This is a genomic window from Microbacterium enclense (genome assembly GCA_038182865.1).
Classification (GTDB): Bacteria; Actinomycetota; Actinomycetes; order Actinomycetales; family Microbacteriaceae; genus Microbacterium; species Microbacterium enclense_B.
Map to the genome: position 1 here is coordinate 239,861 of CP116226.1, position 20,436 is coordinate 260,296.

The following is a 20,436-nucleotide window of genomic DNA, read 5'->3' on the forward strand; positions in this document are numbered from 1 at the left end:
CGGGTCCACGGCGGCGATGCGCGGGCCGCAGCCGCGCGGCCCCGCCCCTGACCGTGATCCGGCGCCGCCCCGCCACGTGTCAATCCATGTCGGGGAATGAAACCCCGCACAGCGCGTTGACTACACTTCGAAGTGCAACAACGTGCTCCGGGGTCGGTGAGAATCCGAACCGGCGGTGACAGTCCGCGAACCCTCCCGCTCGGCGGTGGGGCCGATCCGGTGGAATTCCGGGACCGACGGTGATGCGACGGGAATCCGTCGCTAGTCCGGATAGGAGGCAGCACGGATGGCGCGTCGCGCCTTCCCGCTGATCCTGCCCCGACACCGCGGGAAGGACAGGGAAAATGGCATCCGCCGTCGAGATCGACGCCATGAGACGAGCGCTAGAGCTCGCCCGGCGCGGCCCGCGCGGTCTCAACCCGCAGGTGGGTGCGGTCATCCTCTCCCCGACCGGCGAAGTGCTCGCGGAGGGGTACCACCGGGGTGCAGGCACCCCCCACGCCGAGGTCGACGCCCTGTCGCAGCTCGCCCCGGGTGCCGCCCGCGGCGCCACCGCCGTCGTCACCCTCGAGCCCTGCAACCACACGGGTCGCACCGGCCCGTGCGCCGTCGCACTCATCGAGGCCGGTGTCGACCGAGTCGTCTACGCCCTCGACGATCCGACGGATGCCGCCGCCGGCGGAGCCGAACGCCTGCGCGCCGCGGGTGTCGATGTCGAGAAGGGCGTCGAAGCAGACACCGCCGAACAGCTGATCCACGACTGGGTCGCCCTGCAGCGCACGGGCCGTCCGCGGGTCACCGTCAAGTGGGCGCAGAGCCTCGACGGCCGCGCCGCCGCCGACGACGGGACGAGCCAGTGGATCACCGGCCCGACCGCACGCCGTGATGTCCACGCGCGCCGCGCGGCCGCCGACGCGATCGTCGCCGGAACGGGCACCGTCCGCGCGGACGACCCCGCGCTCACGGCCCGCGGAGAGGACGGCACCTTGCTGGAGTCTCAGCCCGTGCCCGTCATCGTCGGTGTGAGCGAGACGGCCCCGGAGGCCGCGGTCCGCCGCCACCCGCGCGAGCCGCTGTTCTACGCCATGCACGACCTGGCCGCGGTGCTCGCCGACCTCGGCGCGCGAGGCGTCCAACGCGTCTTCGTCGAGGGCGGCCCCACGCTCGCGAGCGCCTTCGTGCACGCCGATCTGGCCGACGAGCTCCTCGTGTACGTCGCCCCCGTGCTCCTCGGCGGTTCGCGCCTCGCCCTCGGCGACGTGGGCGTGCCGACCATCGACGACGCGCGGCGGCTCGCCGTGGCATCCGTCCAGTCCCTCGGCGACGACCTCCTGATCGTCGCCCACCCCACCACGCGAACGCAGGGAGATCACTGATGTTCACCGGAATCGTCGAAGAGATGGGCGCCATCACCGCCGTCGAGCCCGCGGGCGACGGCGTGCGCGTGACCGTGCGCGCTCCCCTTTCCGTCTCGGATGCCGGCCACGGCGACTCGATCTCGGTCAGCGGCGTGTGTCTCACGGTCGTCGACCAGGGCGACGACTGGTTCACCGCCGACGTGATGAAGCAGACCCTCGACATGTCGACGCTCGCCGACGTCGCGCCCGGCCGCGCCGTCAACCTCGAGCGGGCGACCGCCGCGCACGGGCGCCTCGGCGGACACATCGTGCAGGGCCACATCGACGGCACGGGTGTCGTGCGCGACGTGCGACCCGGGGCGCAGTGGAGCGTCGTGCGCATCGGCATCCCGCCCCGTCTCGCCCCCCTCGTGGTCGACAAGGGCTCCATCGCCATCGACGGCGTCTCTCTGACCGTCAGCGCCGTGAGCGCCCCCGACGAGGCCGAGCAGTGGCTCGAGGTGTCGCTGATTCCCGAGACGCTCGCCGCCACGACCCTCGGCTCCGCGACCGTGGGCAGCCCGGTCAACCTCGAGACCGACATCCTCGCTCGGCACGTCCAGCGCATGCTGAGCTTCCGCGCTTCTGAGAATCCCGCGGCTGACGCCGCATCGACCGAGAGGGGCTCCGCATGAGCCTGTCCACCATCCCCGAGGCCCTCGAGGCCCTGCGCGCCGGGCGACCGATCCTGGTCGCCGACGATGAGAACCGTGAGAACGAAGGCGACGTGATCCTGTCGGCCCAGCTCGCGACCCCCGAGGCGCTTGCCTGGACCGTCCGCTGGTCGAGCGGGTACGTCTGCGCGCCCATGCCCGCCGAATGGGCCGACCGCCTCGACCTCCCGCCCATGGTGGCGGTCAATGAAGACGCCCGCGGCACCGCGTACACGGTGAGCGTCGACGCCGCCTCCGGCGTCACCACCGGCATCAGCGCCGCCGACCGCGCCCGCACGCTCAACGTGCTCGCCGACCCCGAGTCGGTGCCGACGAGCGTCATCCGCCCCGGGCACGTCCTGCCGCTGCGCGCGGTCGACGGCGGTGTACGCGAACGCGCCGGCCACACCGAGGCCGCGGTCGACCTCATGCGCCTCGCGGGCCTCGAGCCCGTCGGCGCGATCGCCGAGGTCGTCGCCGAGGACGGGAGCATGATGCGCCTGCCCGGACTGTTCGAGCTCGGCGAGCGCGATGGCATCCCGGTCATCACCATCGAGCAGCTGATCGGGTACCTGAACGAGACCGATCCCCTGCCCGCGTCTGCTCCCACCCGACGCCGCGTGAGCCTGCGCGCCGAGTCGAACGTGCCCACGACGCACGGCACCTTCCGCTTCCTGGCGTACAAGGACCGGGTGACCGGAACCGACCACATCGCGGTCGTCTCGGGAGAGCTCGGTGCGGACGCCCCTCTCGTCCGCGTGCACTCCGAGTGCCTGACCGGTGAGGCGTTCGGCTCGCTGAAGTGCGAGTGCGGCCCTCAGCTCGAGGCGGCGCTGGATCGCATCGACGAGGACGGCGGCATCGTCATCTACATGCGCGGCCACGAGGGACGCGGCATCGGCCTCATCAACAAGCTGCGGGCCTACAACCTGCAGGAGCGCGGCCTGGACACGGTGGATGCCAACCTGGCCCTGGGCCTGCCCGCCGACGCGCGCGACTACGCCGCCGCCGCAGGCATCCTCGCCGACCTCGGCGTCGAGCAGGTGCGCCTGCTCACCAACAACACCGACAAGGTGAACCAGCTTCGCGGCTTCGGCCTCGACGTCGTCGAGCAGGTACCCCTCCTCGTGGGCGTCGGCCCGAACAACCACCAGTACCTCGAGACGAAGCGCGACCGGATGGGTCACATCATCGCCGAGGACGACCTGCGCGACGCGCTCGCGCACATGAAGGAAGAGAGCGCCTGATGGCCGGTAGTGGAGCACCCGAGACCGGCGGCGTCGACGCGTCGGGCCTGAACGTCGTCGTCATCGCCGGCACCTGGCACGAGGTCATCACCGACGGCCTCATCGCCGGGGCGAGGAAGGTTCTGGATGCCACGGGCGCGACGTACCGCGTGGTGCGCGTCCCGGGATCGTTCGAACTGCCGGTCGCCTCCCGCGCCGCCTTCGACGGGGGCGCGGATGCCGTCGTCGCCCTCGGCGTCATCATCCGCGGAGGCACCCCGCATTTCGAGTTCGTCTCGTCGGCCGCGACCGACGGGCTCACGCGCGTCGCTCTCGACGCCGGCAAGCCCGTCGGATTCGGGGTGCTGACCCTCGACGACGAGCAGCAGGGTCTCGACCGCGCGGGCCTCGAGGGCTCGAAGGAAGACAAGGGTGCCGAGGCCGCGGACGCAGCGATCCGCACCGCGCTGGTTCTGCGGGAGCTGCGGGGCTGATCCCGCACGGGGTGGGCGGACCCTTCGACGAGCTCAGGGAGCCGCGTCGCGGTGAGGTCCGCCTTGCTGGCGGGGCGGCGGCGGCATCCCTACCCTGACCGGTATGGAGATCCTGCGTCACGCCGTCGTCCTCGTCCACCTCGTCGGGTTCGCGATCCTCTTCGGGGCGTGGGTCGTCGAGGCCGTCGCGCGACGGGCGCGCGTCACGCCGCTGATGAACTACGCGCTCGTCATCTCGCTCGTCTCGGGACTCGCGCTCGCCGCCCCGTGGGGCCTCGACCACGAGCTGAACTACGTGAAGATCGGCGTGAAGCTCGTCGTGCTCCTCGTCATCGGTGCTCTCCTCGGCATCGGCTCGGCCCGCCAGAAGCGCGGCGCCGACCTCCCGTCCGCCGTCTTCTGGCTCGTCGGCATCCTGACGCTCCTGAACGCCGCGCTCGCGGTGCTCTGGCGCTGACCCCCGTTCGCGCCGAGGTCTTCCCAGCCCGCGCATAGACTGGAGGGTCGATGGTCCCCACTCGGGACCGTCACCGGGTGCTGTTCGGCGATCCCGGATGCCATCACCCCCGGTATCCGTCCCGCCCCACCCCGCGATCCCACGACGGACGCAACCGATCGCTCTCTCGTCAGGCTGTCATGACCTCCTCATCCCCCACCGCCCCCTCGACGTCCGCTCCCGCCAATCCCCGCTCGCGTGTCATCACCGCGAGCCTGATCGGCACGACGATCGAGTTCTACGACTTCTACGCGTACGCCACCGCGGCGGTGCTCGTCTTCCCGATCCTCTTCTTCCCCACCGGCAACGAGACCACCTCGCTTCTGCTGTCGTTCAGCGTGTTCGGCGCCGCCATGGTGGCGCGGCCCCTCGGCGCGATCGTGTTCGGACACTTCGGCGACCGCTTCGGACGCAAGGCCACGCTCGTGGCATCCCTCCTCACGATGGGTGTCGCGACCTTCCTCATCGGATGCCTCCCCACCTTCAACGAGATCGGCGTGTGGGCGGCGATCCTGCTTCTCGTCATGCGTCTCGCGCAGGGCTTCGCGCTCGGCGGCGAATGGTCGGGCGCCGCGCTCGTGGCCACCGAGAACGCCCCCAAGGGCAAGCGCGCCTGGTACGGCACGTTCCCGCAGCTGGGCGCGCCGATCGGCTTCATCATCGCCAACGGCGTGTTCCTCATCATCAACTTCGCTCTGCCGCACCCCGATGGCACCGCGCAGCGCTCCGAGGAGTTCCTCGCGTGGGGCTGGCGCGTGCCGTTCCTGTTCTCGGCCGTCATGGTCATCGTGGGGCTGTGGGTGCGTCTCAAGCTCGTCGAGAGCGAGTCGTTCGCCAAGGCCGAGAAGACCGGCGTCATCAAGAAGTTCCCGCTCGGCGAGGCGATCCGCCGCAATTGGAAGCAGCTCATCCTCGGCACGTTCATCATGCTGGCGACGTATGTGCTCTTCTACCTCATGACGAGCTTCACCCTCTCGTACGGCACCAAGCCGACGATCGAGGGGGCGCAGGCCGCGGCAGAGAAGGCCGGGACGCCCTCCGACGCGGCCACGTTCGTCCCCGGTCTCGGATTCGGCTACACCGACTTCGTCATCATGCAGATCATCGGCGTCGTGTTCTTCGGGATCTTCACGCTGCTCTCGGGCCCGGTCGCGGACCGGCTCGGGCGCAAGCGCCTGCTGATCGGGGTGACGATCGCGATCATCGTGTTCGGTCTGACGTTCTCGTTCTTCCTCATGCCGCAGGCCGACGCGGGCCTCACCCGCATCCTCGTGCAGGCCTTCCTCATCATCGGCTTCCTGCTCATGGGAACGACCTTCGGCCCCATGGGCGCCGTGCTGCCCGAGCTGTTCCCGACGAACGTCCGCTACACGGGGTCGGCGATCTCGTACAACGTGTCGTCGATCCTCGGCGCCGCCCTCGCCCCGATCGTCGCGGTGGCTCTGTGGGCGGCGGGTGACGGCAACCCGTGGCTGGTGGGCGCGTACCTTTCAGCGATGGGCGTGCTGACGCTGATCGCTCTCGTCCTCTCGCCTGAGACGAAGGACGTCGACTACGACGACAACATCGCCGCCGGAGCGACAGCGCCGTAAGCGGAATTCTCCGACGACGGATGCCACGGGGCCCCGGCCTCGTGGCATCCGTCGTTCTCCGCACCGCCGTGCCGTGCCGATCTCCTAAGTTGTCGAGCCGAGCGGCGCCAGGCCGCGCCGAAACCGGGTGACGGTCGAGGATTCTCAGGAGTTTGGTCCACCGGCGAGCGAGCGGATCCGGCTCGCGCACGCCGAGAGGTACGGTCGAATCACCCACTTCCTTCCCCTGAGGTCCGCATGTCTTCTCCCGCTCCCGCGCGTGGCCGGCGCGGCCGCCGCAGCCCCGAGGGTCCGCGCGCGTCGTTTCGCCAGCTCCTGCCGTTCCTGCTCGAGCACAAGCGCACCCTCGTCGTCGTCGGCGTCCTCAGCGTGCTGGGGGCAGCGGCCACGCTCGCGCAGCCTCTCCTCGTGGGCGAGGTCATCTCCCGTGTGCAGAACACGGTGCCCCTCGGCGCCCTGGTGTGGGTGCTGGTGGGCTTCGTCGTGCTGTCATCGGTGATCTCCGGCTTCCAGCACTACCTGCTCCAACGCACCGGGACAGCCGTGGTCTATTCCTCGCGGCGACGGCTGATCGCGCGCATCCTGCGACTTCCCATCAGCGAGTTCGACGCCCGCCGCACGGGCGACCTCGTCTCGCGCGTCGGCACCGACACCACGTTGCTCTACGCCGTTCTCACGCAGGGGTTCGCGGATGCCGTGGGCAACGCCCTCATCCTCGTCGGCGCGGTGATCGCGATGGCGTTCATCGACCCCCTGCTGCTCGGACTGATCGTGGTGGTCGTGGGCGCCTCGCTCGCGGTGGTGGTGCTGCTGAGCACGCGCATCCGCTCGGCATCCGCGGATCAGCAGGCGAGGGTCGGCGAGCTCTCGTCGGGGGTCGAGCGGGCGGTGGGCTCCATCCGCACGATCCGCGCCGCCGGGGCGACGGAACGGGAGACGGCGGCCGTGACGCAGACGGCGACGGCCGCCTACGACGCCGGGGTGCGGATCGCGCGGGTGTCGGCCCTGATCGTGCCGATCGCTTTCGTCGCGCTCCAGGTATCGCTGCTCGTCGTCCTGGGCGTCGGCGGGTACCGCGTGGCATCCGGAGCGATCGACGTGGCCTCCCTCGTCACGTTCGTGATCTTCCTCTTCCTGCTCGTGCAGCCGCTCGCCTCCGCCATCGGCGCGATCACCTCCGTGAACCAGGCGCTGGGCGCGCTCGGACGGATCCAGGAGGTGCTCGAGCTTCCCCTCGAGAGCGACGGCGACCAGCCGCGCGCGGCGGCGCCGGTTCCGGGCGCTGCGGCCCTGGAGTTCCGCGACGTCCGCTTCCGCTATCCCGAGCACGTCGTGAAGGCGCGGGAGGCGGCGGCCCGCGAGGCCCGCTCGGTGCTCGCCGACGTGCACCTCGAGTCGGAGGACCTCCCGGTGGAGACCGATCACGAGGTACTGCGCGGTGTCTCGTTCACCGTGCCGCGCGGGTCGCGAGTGGCGCTCGTCGGACCGTCGGGAGCGGGAAAGAGCACGATCCTCTCGCTCATCGAGCGCTTCTACGACCCGACGGAGGGGGCGATTCTCCTCGACGGCGTGGACGCCCGTGACATCGCGCGCGACGACCTGCGCCGACGCTTCGGGTACGTCGAGCAGGACGCCCCCACCTTGGCCGGCACGATCGCCGACAACCTCCGCCTGGCCTCGCCCGACGCGAGCGATGCCGACTGCGAGCGGGTGCTGCGCGAAGTCAATCTCGGCGACGTGCTCGAGCGCAGTCCGCTCGGCGTCGACGCCCCCGTGGGAGAGGACGGCGTGATGCTCTCGGGAGGAGAGCGCCAGCGGCTCGCGATCGCGCGTGCGTTGCTCGCTGCTCCCCCGGTGCTCCTGCTCGACGAGTCGACGTCGTCGCTCGACGGCGTGAACGAACAGCGCATGCGCGAGGCCATCGACGCCGTGGCGACCGACCGGACGCTGCTCGTCATCGCGCACCGCCTCTCGACCGTCGTTGACAGCGATCTCATCGTCGTGCTCGAGAACGGCCGCGTCGTCGGTCAGGGCACCCACAGCGAGCTCGTGGCATCCACTCCCCTGTATCGGGATCTGGCGAAGCACCAGCTGCTGGTCTGACCCGCGCCCGCGCCCCGGGGGGCGGTGGGGCGAGGCTGCGCACGCGTGGTCGGCGCGCGCGGCACGCGGGCCCGGACAGCACGACGCCCCTCCCGCGCGCCAAGAGCGGGAAGGGGCGTCGATTCGGGAGGCGCCCGCCGTCGGACGGCGGGCGCCCGGTCATGCGCGCTGCAGGCGGTAGCGGAGCGCCGCGAGCTCGGCGCGGAGCGCGGCCGGGAGGTGCGAGCCGAAGGTGTCGTAGAACTCTTCGGTCAAGTCGGCCTCGGCCAGCCACGAGGCCGGATCGATCGAGAACAGTTCCTCGAGGTCGGCGGTGGGGACGTCGAGGCCCGAGAGGTCGAGGTCTTCCACGCGCGGCAGGCGACCGATGGGGCTGTCCACCGCGTCGACCTGACCGTCGACACGGCGGATGATCCAGTCGATCACGCGGGCGTTGTCGCCGAACCCGGGCCAGAGGAAGCGCCCGTCGTCACCCTTGCGGAACCAGTTGACCTGGAAGATGCGCGGAGCGCGGTCGAAGCGGAGCTTCTGGCCGACCTCGAGCCAGTGACTGAAGTAGTCGCCCATGTTGTACCCGCAGAAGGGGAGCATCGCGAAGGGGTCACGACGCAGTTCGCCGACGGTCCCTTCCTGGGCGGCGGTCTTCTCACTCGAGACGGTCGAGCCGATGAAGACCCCGTGCGACCAGTCGGTCGCCTCGACGACGAGCGGGACGTTGGTCGCTCGGCGGCCGCCGAACAGGATGACGTCGAGGGGAACGCCCTCGGGTGCCTCCCAGTCGTCGGCGATCTGCGGGCACTGCGCGGCGCCGACCGTGAAGCGCGAGTTCGGGTGCGCGGCCGGACGGCCCGACGCGGGCGTCCAGGGCTTGCCCTCCCAGTCGATGAGCTGCGGCGGCGCCTCGTCGGTCAGGCCCTCCCACCACACGTCGCCGTCGGGGCGCAGGGCGACGTTCGTGAAGATCGTGTTGCCCCAGAGCGTCTCGATCGCGGTGACGTTGGTCGACTCGCCGGTGCCGGGAGCCACCCCGAAGAAACCGGCCTCGGGGTTGATGGCCCACAGACGCCCATCCTCGCCGGGGCGGATCCACGTGATGTCGTCGCCGAGGGTCTCGACCCGCCAGCCCGGGATCGTCGGGCGCAGCATCGCGAGGTTCGTCTTACCGCAGGCCGAGGGGAAGGCCGCGGCGACGTGGTACGCCTTGCCCTTCGGGTCGATCACGCGGATGAGCAGCATGTGCTCGGCGAGCCACCCCTCGTCGCGGCCGATCACCGACGCGATGCGCAGGGCGAAGCACTTCTTGGCGAGGATCGCGTTGCCGCCGTACCCCGAGCCGAACGACCAGACCTCGAGCGTGTCGGGGAAGTGGACGATGTACTTCTCGTCGTTGCAGGGCCACGCGACATCGGCTTCCCCCGGAGCGAGCGGGGCACCGACGGAGTGCACGGTCTTGACCCACGGAGCGCCCTCGGCGATCTGCTCCGTGACGGCGACGCCGACGCGGGTCATGACACCGATGGATGCCACGGCGTAGGCGCTGTCGGTGATCTGCACACCGATGTGGCTCAGCGGGCCACCGACCGCGCCCATCGAGAAAGGCACGACGTACATCGTGCGGCCGCGCATCGACCCCTCGAAGACACCGTTGAGCGTCTCGCGGATCTCGGCGGGGGCGATCCAGTTGTTGGTCGGACCGGCGTCTTCTTCGTTGTCCGACGCGATGTAGGTCCGCGACTCGAGGCGCGCGACGTCACTGGGGTGCGAGCGGGCCAGGTACGAGCCGGGCCGCCACTCGGGGTTGAGCTTGATGAGCTTGCCTTCATCGACCATCTCGCGAAGGAGGGCGTCGTTCTCGGCGGCGGAACCGTCGACCCAGTGGATGCGGTCGGGCTGCGTGAGGGCAGCGACCTGGTCGACCCAGGCGACGAGGCCGGGCATACCGGGGCCGTCGACGTCAGGCCGCGCGCCGTAGCCGGGGCGTGCGACGGGAGCGGTCGCGGCGGCGCGGCCGGTGGGGCGGGCGAAGATGTCGGCGAGGGCCATGTCGTCTCCTTGTTGAGCGGAATTCTTCGGTGTTCCCCCACTCTGACCCGGATGCGGGTGTTCTTTAGAGCAAAATTGTGCGTAAAAGTCACTGATCTTTCGATATGGTCAAGGAATGGCCTCGTCGCTCGAACTCACCACGCTCGGACACCGCATCCGTCACCACCGGCTGGCACGCGGGCTGACCCTCGACGAGCTCGGCGCGCTGGTCGGCGTCGCGGGCAGCCAACTCAGCCTGATCGAGAACGGCAAACGCGAACCGAAGCTGTCTCTCCTGCAGGAGATCGCCCGCGCGACCGAGACCGAGGTCACCGAGCTGCTGTCGACCGAGCCGCCCAACCGACGCGCCGCGCTCGAGATCGAGCTCGAGCGCGCGCAGTCGAGTCCGTTCTTCCAGCAGCTCGGCATCCCTCCCATCAAGGTCAGCAAGGGCACCACCGACGAGACCATCGAGGCGGTCCTCGGCCTCCATCGCGAGCTGCAGCGTCGCGAGCGTGAGACCATCGCGAGCCCGGAGGAGGCCCGCCGCGCCAACACCGAGATGCGTCTGCGCATGCGCGCCGTCGACAATCACCTGCCCGAGATCGAGAAGCTCGCCGAGAAGCAGCTCAAAGCCGCCGGTCACGGCACGGGCGCTCTGACGCACCGCACGGTGAGCATCATGGCGGAGCAGCTCGGCTTCGAACTCATCTACGTGAACGACCTCCCCCACTCGGCCCGGTCGGTCACCGACCTGGAGAACGGGCGCATCTACCTGCCGCCGGCCTCCATCCCCGGGGGTCACGGCCTGCGGTCGATGGCGCTGCAGGCGATGGCGCACCGCCTGCTCGGTCACCGCCCACCCACCGACTACGCCGACTTCCTTCAGCAGCGTCTGGAGATCAACTACTACGCGGCGTGTTGCCTGATGCCCGAGACGAGCTCCGTCGCCTTCCTCGCCCAGGCCAAGAAGGACCGCAACCTCGCGGTCGAGGACTTCCGCGACGCGTTCGGTGTCACGCACGAAGCCGCCGCGATGCGGATGACGAACCTCATGACGGCGCATCTCGGCATCCGTCTGCATTTCTTGCGTGTCGATGGCGACGGCGCCATCTCGCGCGTCTACGAGAACGACGGCCTGCCGCTGCCCTCCGATGTCACGGGATCGGTCGAGGGGCAGATCGTGTGCAAGAAGTTCTCGGCGCGGTCGGCCTTCGCCGAGCACAACCGCACAACCGAGCATTACCAATACACCGACACCCCCGCGGGCACCTTCTGGTGTTCGACGCAGACCGGGAGCACCTCCGACGGGGACTTCTCGATCACCGTCGGGGTGCCCTTCGACGATGCGCGATGGTTCCGCGGACGCGAGACCTCGACGCGCGGAGTCTCCCGCTGCCCCGACGAGTCGTGCTGCCGTCGTCCCGACTCCGAGTCGGCGCAGCGCTGGCAGGGCAAGGCCTGGCCGAGCGCGCGGGTGCACCGGCACATGTTCTCGCCGCTCCCTCGCGGCATGTTCCCCGGGGTGGACGACGCCGAGGTGTTCTCGTTCCTCGACCGGCACGCCGGCGACTGACGTCGCGGCTCCGCCGGTCACCTCCGCGCGCGCCGTCGGGCGAAACTCCTGAGAAGTGTGGCGCGAGAGTCCTCGGAGTGCCCGTTCCGCTGCTGCCGACGCGAAAACTCAGGAGTTTCGCACGCTGCGCGAGCGGCAGACGCGCGGATGCCACGGCCCCGGGCCCTCGCGGGGCGCCGGGGCCGTGGCATCCGTGTCTTACGCGTACGGGTTGGCCGTGAGCGTGTACTTCGTCTGCAGGTACTCGTGGATGCCCTCGTCGCCGCCCTCGCGACCGAGGCCCGACTGCTTCCAGCCGCCGAAGGGGGCCGCGGCGTTGGAGACGACACCGACGTTCAGGCCCATCATCCCGGTCTCGAGCTTGTCGATCATGCGCTGACCGCGAGAGAGCGACTCGGTAAAGACGTACGAGACGAGGCCGTACTCGGTGTCGTTCGCGATGCGCACGGCGTCGTCTTCCGTGTCGAAGGGGACGATCGCGAGGACGGGGCCGAAGATCTCCTCGCGCAGGATGTCGCTGCCCGGCTGCACATCCGACACGACGGTCGGCTCGAAGAACGTGCCGGGGCCCTCGACCGGCGAGCCGCCGGTGGTCACGGTCGCACCGCGCTCGACGGCATCCCCCACCAAGGTCTTGGCCTTGTCGACCGCGCGGTCGTCGATGAGGGGTCCGATCTGCGCGCCCTCCTCGGTACCGCGGCCGATCTTCATGCCCTGCACCCGCTCGGTGACCCGGCGGGTGAACTCCTCGACGACGCTCCGCTGCACGATGAAGCGGTTGGCCGCGGTGCAGGCCTGGCCGATGTTGCGGAACTTCGCGAGCATCGCGCCCTCGACCGCCTTGTCGAGGTCGGCATCGTCGAACACGACGAAGGGGGCGTTGCCGCCGAGCTCCATCGACGTGCGCAAGACCCCGGGCGCGGCCTGCTGAAGGAGCTTCACGCCGACCGGGGTCGAGCCGGTGAACGAGAGCTTGCGCAGGCGCGGGTCGGAGATGATGCGCTCCGAGACCGGACCGGTGTTCGTGGTGGTCACGACGTTGACGACACCGGCGGGGACGCCGGCGTCCTGCAGGATCTGCGCGAAGAACAGCGTCGTCAGCGGCGTCAGGGTGGCCGGCTTGATGACCACCGTGCAGCCGGCGGCGAGCGCGGGGGCGATCTTGCGGGTGGCCATCGCGAGGGGGAAGTTCCACGGGGTGATGAGGTAGCAGGGTCCGACCGGGTGCTGCGTGACGATCATGCGACCGGTGCCCTCGGGGTTCGCGCCGTAGCGGCCCTGGGTGTGAGCGGTGACCTCGCTGAACCAGCGGAGGAACTCGCCGCCGTAGCCGACCTCGCCGCGCGCCTCGGCGAGGGGCTTGCCCATCTCGAGGGTCATCAGCAGCGCGATGTCTTCTTTGCGCTCCTGCAGCAGGTCGAACGCGCGGCGGAGGATCTCGGCACGCTCGCGCGCCGGGGTCGCGGCCCACGACGGGAAAGCGTCGGCAGCGGCATCCATCGCCGCCACCCCGTCGTCGACGCTCGCGTCGGCGATCTCGCGGATGACGTCGCCCGTCGCCGGGTCGTACACGGCGACCGTCTTGCCGCCGGTGGCTTCGCGCCACTCACCGTCGATCAGCAGACCGGTGGGTACGGATGCCAGCAGCTCGCTCTCACGCGAATCGGTCATGGGTCCTCCTGGATCGGGGCGGGGTTCCCCGCCCATTCTTCTCAGCGCACGGATGGGCGCCGATATACGTTGCGTACAAAGGGATCGTCGTTGTCGCCACCGTGGCCGGTGGGGAGTCGGGGGGAGTGCCCTGTGCGGAGCGGTGCCGTTCGCACACGGCGGAACTGCGGCCGGTGTTCACGCGTAAACGCTCTCCGCGCGCATAAACGCGCTGTACTCGCGTTTATGCGCGCCGATCGCGTTTATGCGTGGCGGGGTCCGGCGGGTCGACGGGCCCGAGGGGTCCACAGGCCCGAGGGCTCGACGGGCCCGACGGGTCGGCGCGCGCATGGAGCGGGCCCGGTGAGTCAGTGCGCGCCCGCGGCCGCGGGCAGAGCCATCGCGCCGGCCAGGAAGCGCTCCAGCCCCTCGGGCGCGGACAGCGGCAGCACGTGCGCCACGTATTGGTCGGGGCGGACGATCACCACGGCGCCCTCGACCCCGATCCCCCGTTCCGCGAAGATGTCGGCGCTCGTCCACGCCGAGGGCGCGGCGGCGAACACCTTCTCCAGATCCGTCAGCCCGAGCGGCCCGGATCGCGGGCGGAACAGCGACGGCACGTCGACCACGTCCTCCCAGCGCCCGGGGAAGACCGCCTTCACGTCGAACACGGCGTCGAGGTCGGCCCCGGCGGGGGTGAACCGCTCCACGATCGGGCGTGCCTCCTCGGCCCACGCGCGCAGCGCCGCGCCCTCGGCATCCGCGAAGGCGTAGATCCGCCATCGCCCGTCGGCCTTCGCGTGATGCCCGAGGTGCACGGCGTTACCGTCGCACACCCGCACGACCTCGACGCTCTTGAAGCGCTTGCCGAGGGGGAATCCGGATGCCAGATCCTGCGCCGCATCGCCCGCGACGATCGGCGAGGGGTCGTACTGCGTCATGAAGCCCGAGGGGAACTCGGCGGTGGCGAGGTAGTAGGTCGCCAGATCGTCGGGGTCGGTGATCTCGCTCGGCTTGCGCGCCATGAGCGACGACCACTCGCGGTCGAAGTCGATCAGCTGCTGGGCGACAGGGCGACGCTCGGCGTCGTACGTGCGCAGCAGCTCGGCCGGCGCGAGACCGGTGAGCACGTGACCCAGCTTCCAGCCGAGGTTGAAGCCGTCCTGCATCGACACGTTCATTCCCTGACCGGCCTTGGCGCTGTGCGTGTGGCAGGCGTCGCCCGTGAGGAAGACTCGGGGGTTCTCGAGGTCGTCGACGAACTGGTCGGTCACCCGATGCCCCACCTCGTAGACGCTGTGCCACGCGACCTGCTTCACGTCGAGCGTGTACGGGTGCAGGATCTCGTTCGCCCGGCGGATGACCTCTCCGATCGGCGTCTGCCGCACGCGATGGTTGTCGCCCTCGGCGACCTCACCGAGGTCGATGTACATGCGGCTGAGGTAACCGCCCTCGCGGGGGATGTGCAGGATGTTGCCCGCGGCGGCGTTGATCGCGCACTTGATCCGCCAGTCGGGGAAGTCGGTCTCGACGAGCACGTCCATCACTCCCCAGGCGTGTTGCGCGGCGGCGCCCACGTGGCTGCGGCCGATCGCCTGCCGCACCCCGCTGCGCGCCCCGTCGCACCCCGCGACGTACCTCGCGCGGATGGTGCGCTCTCCCCCGGCGTCCGTCACGCGCACGTCGACGTGGTCACCCTGGACCTCGAGGCCGAGGAACTCCACGCCGTAATCGGGCACGATCCGCCCGGGACCGTGGGCGGCAGCCTCGGCGAAGTAGTCGAGCACACGCGCCTGGTTGACGATGAGGTGGGGGAACTCGCTGATCTTGAGGCCGTAGTCCTCCGTGCGCGAGGTGCGGACGATGCGGTCGGGGTTCTCGGGGTCGGGCGCCCAGAAGTTCATCCAGCCGATGTTGTACGCCTCGGCGGTGATCCGATCGGCGAAACCGAACGCCTGGAAGGTCTCGACGCTGCGGGGCTGGATGCCGTCGGCCTGGCCGAGGGCGAGGCGCCCCTCGCGCTTCTCGATGAGGCGCGTGGTCAGCTGCGGGAACTGCGACAGCTGCGCCGCGAGCAGCATGCCCGCAGGTCCGGAGCCGACGATGAGCACGTCGACCTCATCGGGGAGATCGACCGGGCGGTCGATGCCGGTTCCCGCCGCGTTCTGCACGCGTGGGTCACCCGAGACGTAGCCGTGGTGGTGGAACTGCATCGTTTCTCCTGACGTCGATGTCGGGTGCGCTTGCGCCGCCGCGTTGTGCGTTCTATATTCGAACGCACCGTTCTTCTATCGAACGAGAGGTTAAAGGATCCATGCCGCCACGGCAAGACGTCGCCCCCGCTTCGCAGACACTCAGCCGTGGCATCCGCCTGCTCGAAGAGCTCGCCGACGCGCGGACTCCCCTGACCATCGACGATCTGGCCGCGCGGGTGGAGTTGCACCGCTCCGTCGCCTATCGGCTGCTCCGCACCCTCGAGGACCACGGACTGGTGACGAGGGATGCCGCGGGCGCGGTACGGCTGGGAACGGGCCTGGCCGCGCTGGCCGCGGGTGTCGCCGCCGACCTGCAGGCCGAGGCCCTGCCCGAGCTCACGGCCGCCGCGAACGATCTGGGGATGACGTGCTTCCTCGTCGTGCTCGACCACGACGAGTGCGTGACGCTCACGAGCGTCGAGCCGCGACACGCGATGACCGCCGTGGCCCAGCGCCCCGGAGCACGACACGCGGTCACCCGTGGCGCTCCCGGGCGTGCGATCCTCGCGCAGCTCCCCCCGCGCCGCTGGCCCGAGAGCGTCGATGCCCGCCTCGCGGCGGAGGTCGCCGACGCCGCCGAGCGCGGCTGGGCGACGAGTCACGACGAGGTCGTGCCCTCCCTGCGCGCGGTGGCCGTGCCGCTCGCCATTCAGGGCCGCGAGCCCGCCGCGGTGGCATCCGTCCATGTGACGAGCACGCTCGACGACGCGGCGATCGCGGCGCGTCTGTCGGTGGCGGCCGAGGCGATCCGCGCGGGGTTGTAGCCCGCGCCTCCGTGTGCCGCCTCGCGGCTTCGCGCGGCGGCGACGTGCGCCGCGTGCACGGCGAGCGCGCGGGCTCGGCGCACGTCAGCGATCGGTGGACGGACGCACCTCAGGACGCCAAGCCTGTGCCGCACGAGGAACAGAAGCGAGCGCCGGAGGGGTTCTCGGACCCGCAGCCCGTGCAGGTCGCCACGACGACGAGAGGCGATCCGCACTCCCCGCAGAACTTCCCGCCGTGAGACTGCGCCCCGCACGCGCCGCATCGCGGGCGCGCCGGGGTCTTCAGGTCGACCCCGCCGACGAGGTCGACGGTCTCGAGCCGCTCCTGCACCTGCCGACGTCGCGCCTCGGCCTGCAACTGCGCCAGCTCTTCCACCGCGATGGGCGAGCACCGCACGCACTGCCCGACGCCGTCGTTCCAGCACACGTCGTCGCAGACCCAGTCGCTGCACGCGCGGCACTGATGGAACTTAGGAGCGATCTCGGCGGTCGCCGCGCGAAGGGCCTGATCTTTCGCGGGCGAGTTCGTCCCCCGGTCGAGCAGGCGGTCGGCCATCGAGGTGAATTGCGACAGCTGTCCTCCGAAGAGGTTGCCGATCCCGCGCGCCAGGCGTTGCCCGGTCGCGCGCGGGTCGGGACGGAAGGCGGAGCGGTAGCCGTTGCCGCAGCGTTCGCAGCGGAACTCGAACTGGTATCCGTCGGTGTTCGACAGATCGCTGAAGTTGTCGGTGAACGGGACGAGGTCGCTCATGTCACTCCTGATCGCGGGGCGGGGGCGCCGTCGGCGCCGGGATGGGGGAAACGGAGGGCCGCGCACCGAACACGAGGTCGACGAGCGGCGCGAAGTCGTAGTCGTCCGCGAACCGCGGAGCCTGCATGAGGAGCAGATTGTTGATGAGCATGCCGCGGCCCATGAACACCCACAGCTCGAGATCGGACGCTCCGGCATCGCGGAGCACGCGGTAGACGTCATCGAATTGTCGACGCGACTCCGCGCCGATCGCCGGTTCCGCCGTCGCCGCGGAGAAGGCGTGCGCCCACACCAGGAGGGCGGCGGTGTTCGACAGGACGAGGTCGCGATAGGCGGCGCCGAGACGATCGCCGTCGAACCCGTCGACGGTGGCCGCGCGGAAGACCGTGACGATCTCCGCGGCCGCGAACGCATGCGTCCGCACGAACAACTCCAGCTTCGAGCCGAAGGTGCGGATCACGTAGGGCTGGGACACCCCCATCTCGGCCGCGACCTGCGTGGTCGACGTCCCGAAGTAGCCCCGCGCCGCGAACGCCCGCACGGAGGCGGCGAGCAGCTCGGCATCGCGAGCGGGACGGCGTCGGGGGGTCGGCATCCGCTGGTCCTTCCGGGGCGGTGTTATCGCTCGATAATAGCGCGGCGCGCGCGATCGGACATCCGCCGTGCACGGGATGACAACGCGCATCTTGGGTGCCGGGCGAGAGTGGATACCGGAGGCCCCACCATGCACGAACACGCACACGCCGTCCCCGACCAGGCGATGGAGAACCCCGATCTCGACCGAGCGGCCGGCACCCGACCGACCGTCCACCCCCTCGACCCCCTCACCGCGGAAGAGATCGAACGAGCACGCGATGTCCTCGTCACCGCGGGGCTCCTGGGCGACACCGTCCGGGTCCCGATGCTGCTGCCCGCCGAACCCGACAAGAGGGTCGTGGCGTCATGGCATCCGGGGGACCCGATCGACCGCCGCGCCGACGTCACGCTGCTCGACACCGCGACCGGCGAGGTGACCGAGGTGATCGTCTCGATCACGACCGGCGAGGTGCGCGACTCCCGCCGGTACGCCGCCGACTCCTCGCCGTACGGCCAGCCGCAATACCTCTTCGAGGAGTACGAACGCGCGGCCGAACTCGTCAAGGCCTCCCCCGAGTGGCGCGCCGCGATGCAGCGCCGTGGGCTCGAAGACCGGATCGACCTCGCCTTCTGCACCCCACTCGCCCCCGGGTTCGTCGGACGCGAGAACGAGATCGGGCGCCGGGTCATCCGGTCGCTGACGTTCCTGCGCGACAGCGAGGACGACATCGCCTGGGCGCACCCCGTCGAGGGTCTCATCGTGCACATCGATCTCACCGCCGACCGGGTGATCGGCATCGAAGACGAGGGCGACGTCCCCGTGCCGTCGGGCAGCGGCCGCTACGACCCCGCAGCGACCGGTCCTGCACGCACGACGCTGAAGCCGATCGAGATCACGCAACCCGAGGGTCCGAGCTTCCACGTCGAGGGCTCGCACGTGCGGTGGGAGAACTGGACGCTACGCGTCGACTTCAACGCCCGCGAGGGTCTCGTGCTGCACGACGTGCGTTTCGACGACCGCCCCGTGCTCTCGCGCGCGAGCATCCCCGAGATGGTCGTGCCGTACGGCGACACGAGCAACACGCGCTTCTGGATCAGCTACTTCGATGCGGGCGAGTACCTCCTCGGCAAGAACGCGAACCACCTCGAACTCGGATGCGACTGCCTCGGGGTCATCCACTACTTCGACGGCCACGTCGCCGACGACCGTGGGCACGCGATGCGCATCCCGAACGCCGTGTGCATGCACGAAGAGGACGACGGGGTGCTGTGGAAGCACACCGAGCCCGGTCCCGTCGGCTCGCACGTGAGGCGCTCGCGCCGGCTGGTCGTGTCGTACTTCGCCACGATCGGGAACTACGACTACGGCTTCTTCTGGTCCTTCTCCCTCGACGGGTCGATCCAGGTCGAGGCCAAAGCCACCGGCATCGTCTTCGTCGGCGGCGGAGTGCCGGGCTCCTCGAACCGCCACGCTCCCGAGATCGCCCCCGGCGTCTTCGCGCCCGTGCATCAGCACCTCTTCTCGGCGCGGCTGGACATGGCGATCGACGGAGACGAGAACCGGCTGTTCGAGGTCGACGCGGTACGCATCCCGATGGGCGAGGACAACCCCTTCGGCAACGCCTTCACGTGGTCGCAGACGCTGCTGCGCACCGAGCAGGAGGCCCGGCGCGAGGCCGACACCGCGGTCGCGCGCGTGTGGGAGGTGCAGTCGACCTCGCGGACCAACGACATCGGCAAGCCCACCGCGTACCACCTCGTTCCCGAGCCGACCGCCTTGCTCCTGGCCGACCCGGCCTCGACGGTCGCGGCACGCGCCGCGTTCGCGACGAAGCACCTGTGGGGCACCGCGTACGACCCCGAGGAGCGGTGGCCCGCCGGCCGCTACCCCAACGCCCACGCCGGAGGGGCGGGGCTGCCGGCGTACACGGCCGACGACCGCTCGATCGACGGCGCCGACCTCGTGCTCTGGCATACCTTCGGCTTGACGCACGTGCCACGGCCCGAGGACTGGCCGATCATGCCCGTCGACCACGCCGGCTTCCGACTCAAGCCCTACGGATTCCTCGACCGCAACCCCGCGCTGGATGTGCCGGAGTCGTCGCAGGCCCACGCGCAGCGCGAAGACGGATGCTGCGGCGGCGGCGACGCCTGCGACTGCGGGCACTGACGACCTCGAGCGACGGGCGACGGATGCCACGGGCTCCCACCGCCGCCCCTCACATCGGCGTCCCGCCACGGCGGCGATAGGGTCGGACGGTCGATCGACAAGGAGGACGCCCGTGCCCCGACGTGTGGACCACGAAGCCCGCCGGCATGAGATCGTGCAGGCCACCTGGCGTCTCATCGCCGAACGCGGTATCGAGGCCACGACCATGCGCGAGCTCGCCCGTGAACTGGGCCTGGCCAATGGCAGCGTCACGCACTACTTCCCCGACAAGAGCGCGATCCTGACGGCCGCCTTCGCGCACGTGTTCGACGCGACGACGGCGCGGTTCACGCAGGGCCGCGCGCGCACGGGCGACACCGGTCTCGCGGCCCTTCGCGCGTTCCTGCTCGAGGCGGCACCGATCGATGAGGAGCGCACGCTCGAGGCACGCATCGTCATCGCCTTCCTCGAGTACGCCGCAGCCGATCCCGCGCTGGCCGAGATGTTCCGCAGCCTGATGCGCCAGTGGCAGGAGGCGTTCGCCGCCATGGTGGCCGAGGCGCAGGAACGGGGCGAGGTGCGCGACGGTCTCGACGTGCAGGCCGTGAGCGATGCCATCCTGCACGCGGTCAACGGCATGCAGGCCAACGGCGTCCTTCTGCCCGAGACGGCGCGCGAAGAGCGCATGCTCGCCACCGTCGACGCGCTCGTCGACATGCTCCGCTGATCGCC

General features: G+C 70.4%; 16 protein-coding genes. 11 read left to right on the plus strand and 5 right to left on the minus strand.

The window, feature by feature from the left end; translation table 11 throughout:
- Window positions 1-344 precede the first annotated feature (344 nt).
- The 7 genes from ribD (at window position 345) to PIR02_01100 (ending at window position 7,961) form a co-directional block, all read left to right on the plus strand.
- Window positions 345-1,376, plus strand: a complete 1,032-nt coding sequence (gene ribD / locus PIR02_01070) for a bifunctional diaminohydroxyphosphoribosylaminopyrimidine deaminase/5-amino-6-(5-phosphoribosylamino)uracil reductase RibD (GenBank protein WZH37263.1) — start codon at window positions 345-347, stop codon at window positions 1,374-1,376.
- The gene (locus tag PIR02_01075; GenBank protein WZH37264.1) at window positions 1,376-2,032 is read left to right on the plus strand and encodes a riboflavin synthase; all 657 of its coding nucleotides are present in this window, start codon (window positions 1,376-1,378) and stop codon (window positions 2,030-2,032) included. Before ribD ends, PIR02_01075 begins: the two co-directional genes overlap by 1 nt.
- Window positions 2,029-3,297: a GTP cyclohydrolase II gene (gene ribA, locus PIR02_01080; protein ID WZH37265.1), complete on the plus strand. Its 1,269-nt coding sequence runs from the start codon at window positions 2,029-2,031 to the stop codon at window positions 3,295-3,297. Before PIR02_01075 ends, ribA begins: the two co-directional genes overlap by 4 nt.
- Entirely contained in the window at window positions 3,297-3,770 is a 474-nt protein-coding gene (gene ribH, locus PIR02_01085) for a 6,7-dimethyl-8-ribityllumazine synthase (GenBank protein WZH37266.1), read from the plus strand. The genes ribA and ribH overlap by 1 nt, the downstream gene beginning before the upstream one ends.
- A 103-nt stretch (window positions 3,771-3,873) precedes the next feature.
- Complete coding sequence (locus PIR02_01090; GenBank protein ID WZH37267.1) at window positions 3,874-4,227, plus strand: Fe-S protein; 354 nt, start codon at window positions 3,874-3,876, stop codon at window positions 4,225-4,227.
- 179 nt (window positions 4,228-4,406) lie between these two features.
- Window positions 4,407-5,858 carry an MFS transporter gene (locus tag PIR02_01095; protein WZH37268.1) on the plus strand — a complete coding sequence of 484 codons (1,452 nt, stop codon included), beginning with the start codon at window positions 4,407-4,409 and terminating at the stop codon, window positions 5,856-5,858.
- 237 nt (window positions 5,859-6,095) lie between these two features.
- Window positions 6,096-7,961: an ABC transporter ATP-binding protein gene (locus PIR02_01100; GenBank protein ID WZH37269.1), complete on the plus strand. Its 1,866-nt coding sequence runs from the start codon at window positions 6,096-6,098 to the stop codon at window positions 7,959-7,961.
- 159 nt (window positions 7,962-8,120) lie between these two features.
- Here PIR02_01100 and PIR02_01105 read toward each other — a convergent pair whose 3' ends face one another.
- Window positions 8,121-10,004, minus strand: coding sequence for a phosphoenolpyruvate carboxykinase (GTP) (locus tag PIR02_01105; protein WZH37270.1), 1,884 nt, complete (start codon window positions 10,002-10,004; stop codon window positions 8,121-8,123).
- A 115-nt stretch (window positions 10,005-10,119) separates the two neighbouring features.
- Here PIR02_01105 and PIR02_01110 point away from each other — a divergent pair, with 115 nt between their 5' ends.
- Complete coding sequence (locus PIR02_01110) at window positions 10,120-11,559, plus strand: helix-turn-helix domain-containing protein (GenBank protein ID WZH37271.1); 1,440 nt, start codon at window positions 10,120-10,122, stop codon at window positions 11,557-11,559.
- A gap of 198 nt (window positions 11,560-11,757) precedes the next feature.
- Here PIR02_01110 and PIR02_01115 read toward each other — a convergent pair whose 3' ends face one another.
- The gene (locus PIR02_01115) at window positions 11,758-13,230 is read right to left on the minus strand and encodes an NAD-dependent succinate-semialdehyde dehydrogenase (GenBank protein ID WZH37272.1); all 1,473 of its coding nucleotides are present in this window, start codon (window positions 13,228-13,230) and stop codon (window positions 11,758-11,760) included.
- A gap of 347 nt (window positions 13,231-13,577) precedes the next feature.
- Window positions 13,578-15,422: an FAD-dependent monooxygenase gene (locus PIR02_01120; GenBank protein ID WZH37273.1), complete on the minus strand. Its 1,845-nt coding sequence runs from the start codon at window positions 15,420-15,422 to the stop codon at window positions 13,578-13,580.
- A gap of 101 nt (window positions 15,423-15,523) precedes the next feature.
- Here PIR02_01120 and PIR02_01125 point away from each other — a divergent pair, with 101 nt between their 5' ends.
- Window positions 15,524-16,228 (plus strand): helix-turn-helix domain-containing protein, encoded by a 705-nt coding sequence (locus PIR02_01125; GenBank protein WZH37274.1) that lies wholly within the window; start codon window positions 15,524-15,526, stop codon window positions 16,226-16,228.
- A 109-nt stretch (window positions 16,229-16,337) separates the two neighbouring features.
- Here PIR02_01125 and PIR02_01130 read toward each other — a convergent pair whose 3' ends face one another.
- Window positions 16,338-16,979, minus strand: coding sequence for a zinc ribbon domain-containing protein (locus tag PIR02_01130; GenBank protein ID WZH37275.1), 642 nt, complete (start codon window positions 16,977-16,979; stop codon window positions 16,338-16,340).
- Window position 16,980: 1 nt separating this feature from the next.
- A complete protein-coding gene (locus PIR02_01135; protein WZH37276.1) occupies window positions 16,981-17,574 on the minus strand; it encodes a TetR/AcrR family transcriptional regulator in 594 nt (197 codons plus the stop codon).
- A gap of 129 nt (window positions 17,575-17,703) precedes the next feature.
- Between PIR02_01135 and PIR02_01140 the strand changes: the two genes are divergently transcribed.
- On the plus strand, window positions 17,704-19,725 hold the full coding sequence (locus tag PIR02_01140; protein ID WZH37277.1) for a primary-amine oxidase: 2,022 nt from the start codon (window positions 17,704-17,706) through the stop codon (window positions 19,723-19,725).
- 112 nt (window positions 19,726-19,837) lie between these two features.
- Window positions 19,838-20,431 (plus strand): TetR family transcriptional regulator C-terminal domain-containing protein, encoded by a 594-nt coding sequence (locus PIR02_01145; GenBank protein ID WZH37278.1) that lies wholly within the window; start codon window positions 19,838-19,840, stop codon window positions 20,429-20,431.
- Window positions 20,432-20,436: the final 5 nt, after the last annotated feature.

Coding starts and splice junctions, on each gene's coding strand:
- PIR02_01115 (WZH37272.1), bottom strand. CDS start 13,230: ATGACCGATTCGCGTGAGAGCGAGCTGCTGGCATCCGTACCCACCGGT.
- PIR02_01140 (WZH37277.1), top strand. CDS start 17,704: ATGCACGAACACGCACACGCCGTCCCCGACCAGGCGATGGAGAACCCC.
- ribH (WZH37266.1), top strand. CDS start 3,297: ATGGCCGGTAGTGGAGCACCCGAGACCGGCGGCGTCGACGCGTCGGGC.
- PIR02_01100 (WZH37269.1), top strand. CDS start 6,096: ATGTCTTCTCCCGCTCCCGCGCGTGGCCGGCGCGGCCGCCGCAGCCCC.
- PIR02_01120 (WZH37273.1), bottom strand. CDS start 15,422: ATGCAGTTCCACCACCACGGCTACGTCTCGGGTGACCCACGCGTGCAG.
- ribA (WZH37265.1), top strand. CDS start 2,029: ATGAGCCTGTCCACCATCCCCGAGGCCCTCGAGGCCCTGCGCGCCGGG.
- PIR02_01130 (WZH37275.1), bottom strand. CDS start 16,979: ATGAGCGACCTCGTCCCGTTCACCGACAACTTCAGCGATCTGTCGAAC.
- PIR02_01075 (WZH37264.1), top strand. CDS start 1,376: ATGTTCACCGGAATCGTCGAAGAGATGGGCGCCATCACCGCCGTCGAG.
- PIR02_01135 (WZH37276.1), bottom strand. CDS start 17,574: ATGCCGACCCCCCGACGCCGTCCCGCTCGCGATGCCGAGCTGCTCGCC.
- PIR02_01090 (WZH37267.1), top strand. CDS start 3,874: ATGGAGATCCTGCGTCACGCCGTCGTCCTCGTCCACCTCGTCGGGTTC.
- PIR02_01105 (WZH37270.1), bottom strand. CDS start 10,004: ATGGCCCTCGCCGACATCTTCGCCCGCCCCACCGGCCGCGCCGCCGCG.
- PIR02_01125 (WZH37274.1), top strand. CDS start 15,524: ATGCCGCCACGGCAAGACGTCGCCCCCGCTTCGCAGACACTCAGCCGT.
- PIR02_01095 (WZH37268.1), top strand. CDS start 4,407: ATGACCTCCTCATCCCCCACCGCCCCCTCGACGTCCGCTCCCGCCAAT.
- PIR02_01110 (WZH37271.1), top strand. CDS start 10,120: ATGGCCTCGTCGCTCGAACTCACCACGCTCGGACACCGCATCCGTCAC.
- ribD (WZH37263.1), top strand. CDS start 345: ATGGCATCCGCCGTCGAGATCGACGCCATGAGACGAGCGCTAGAGCTC.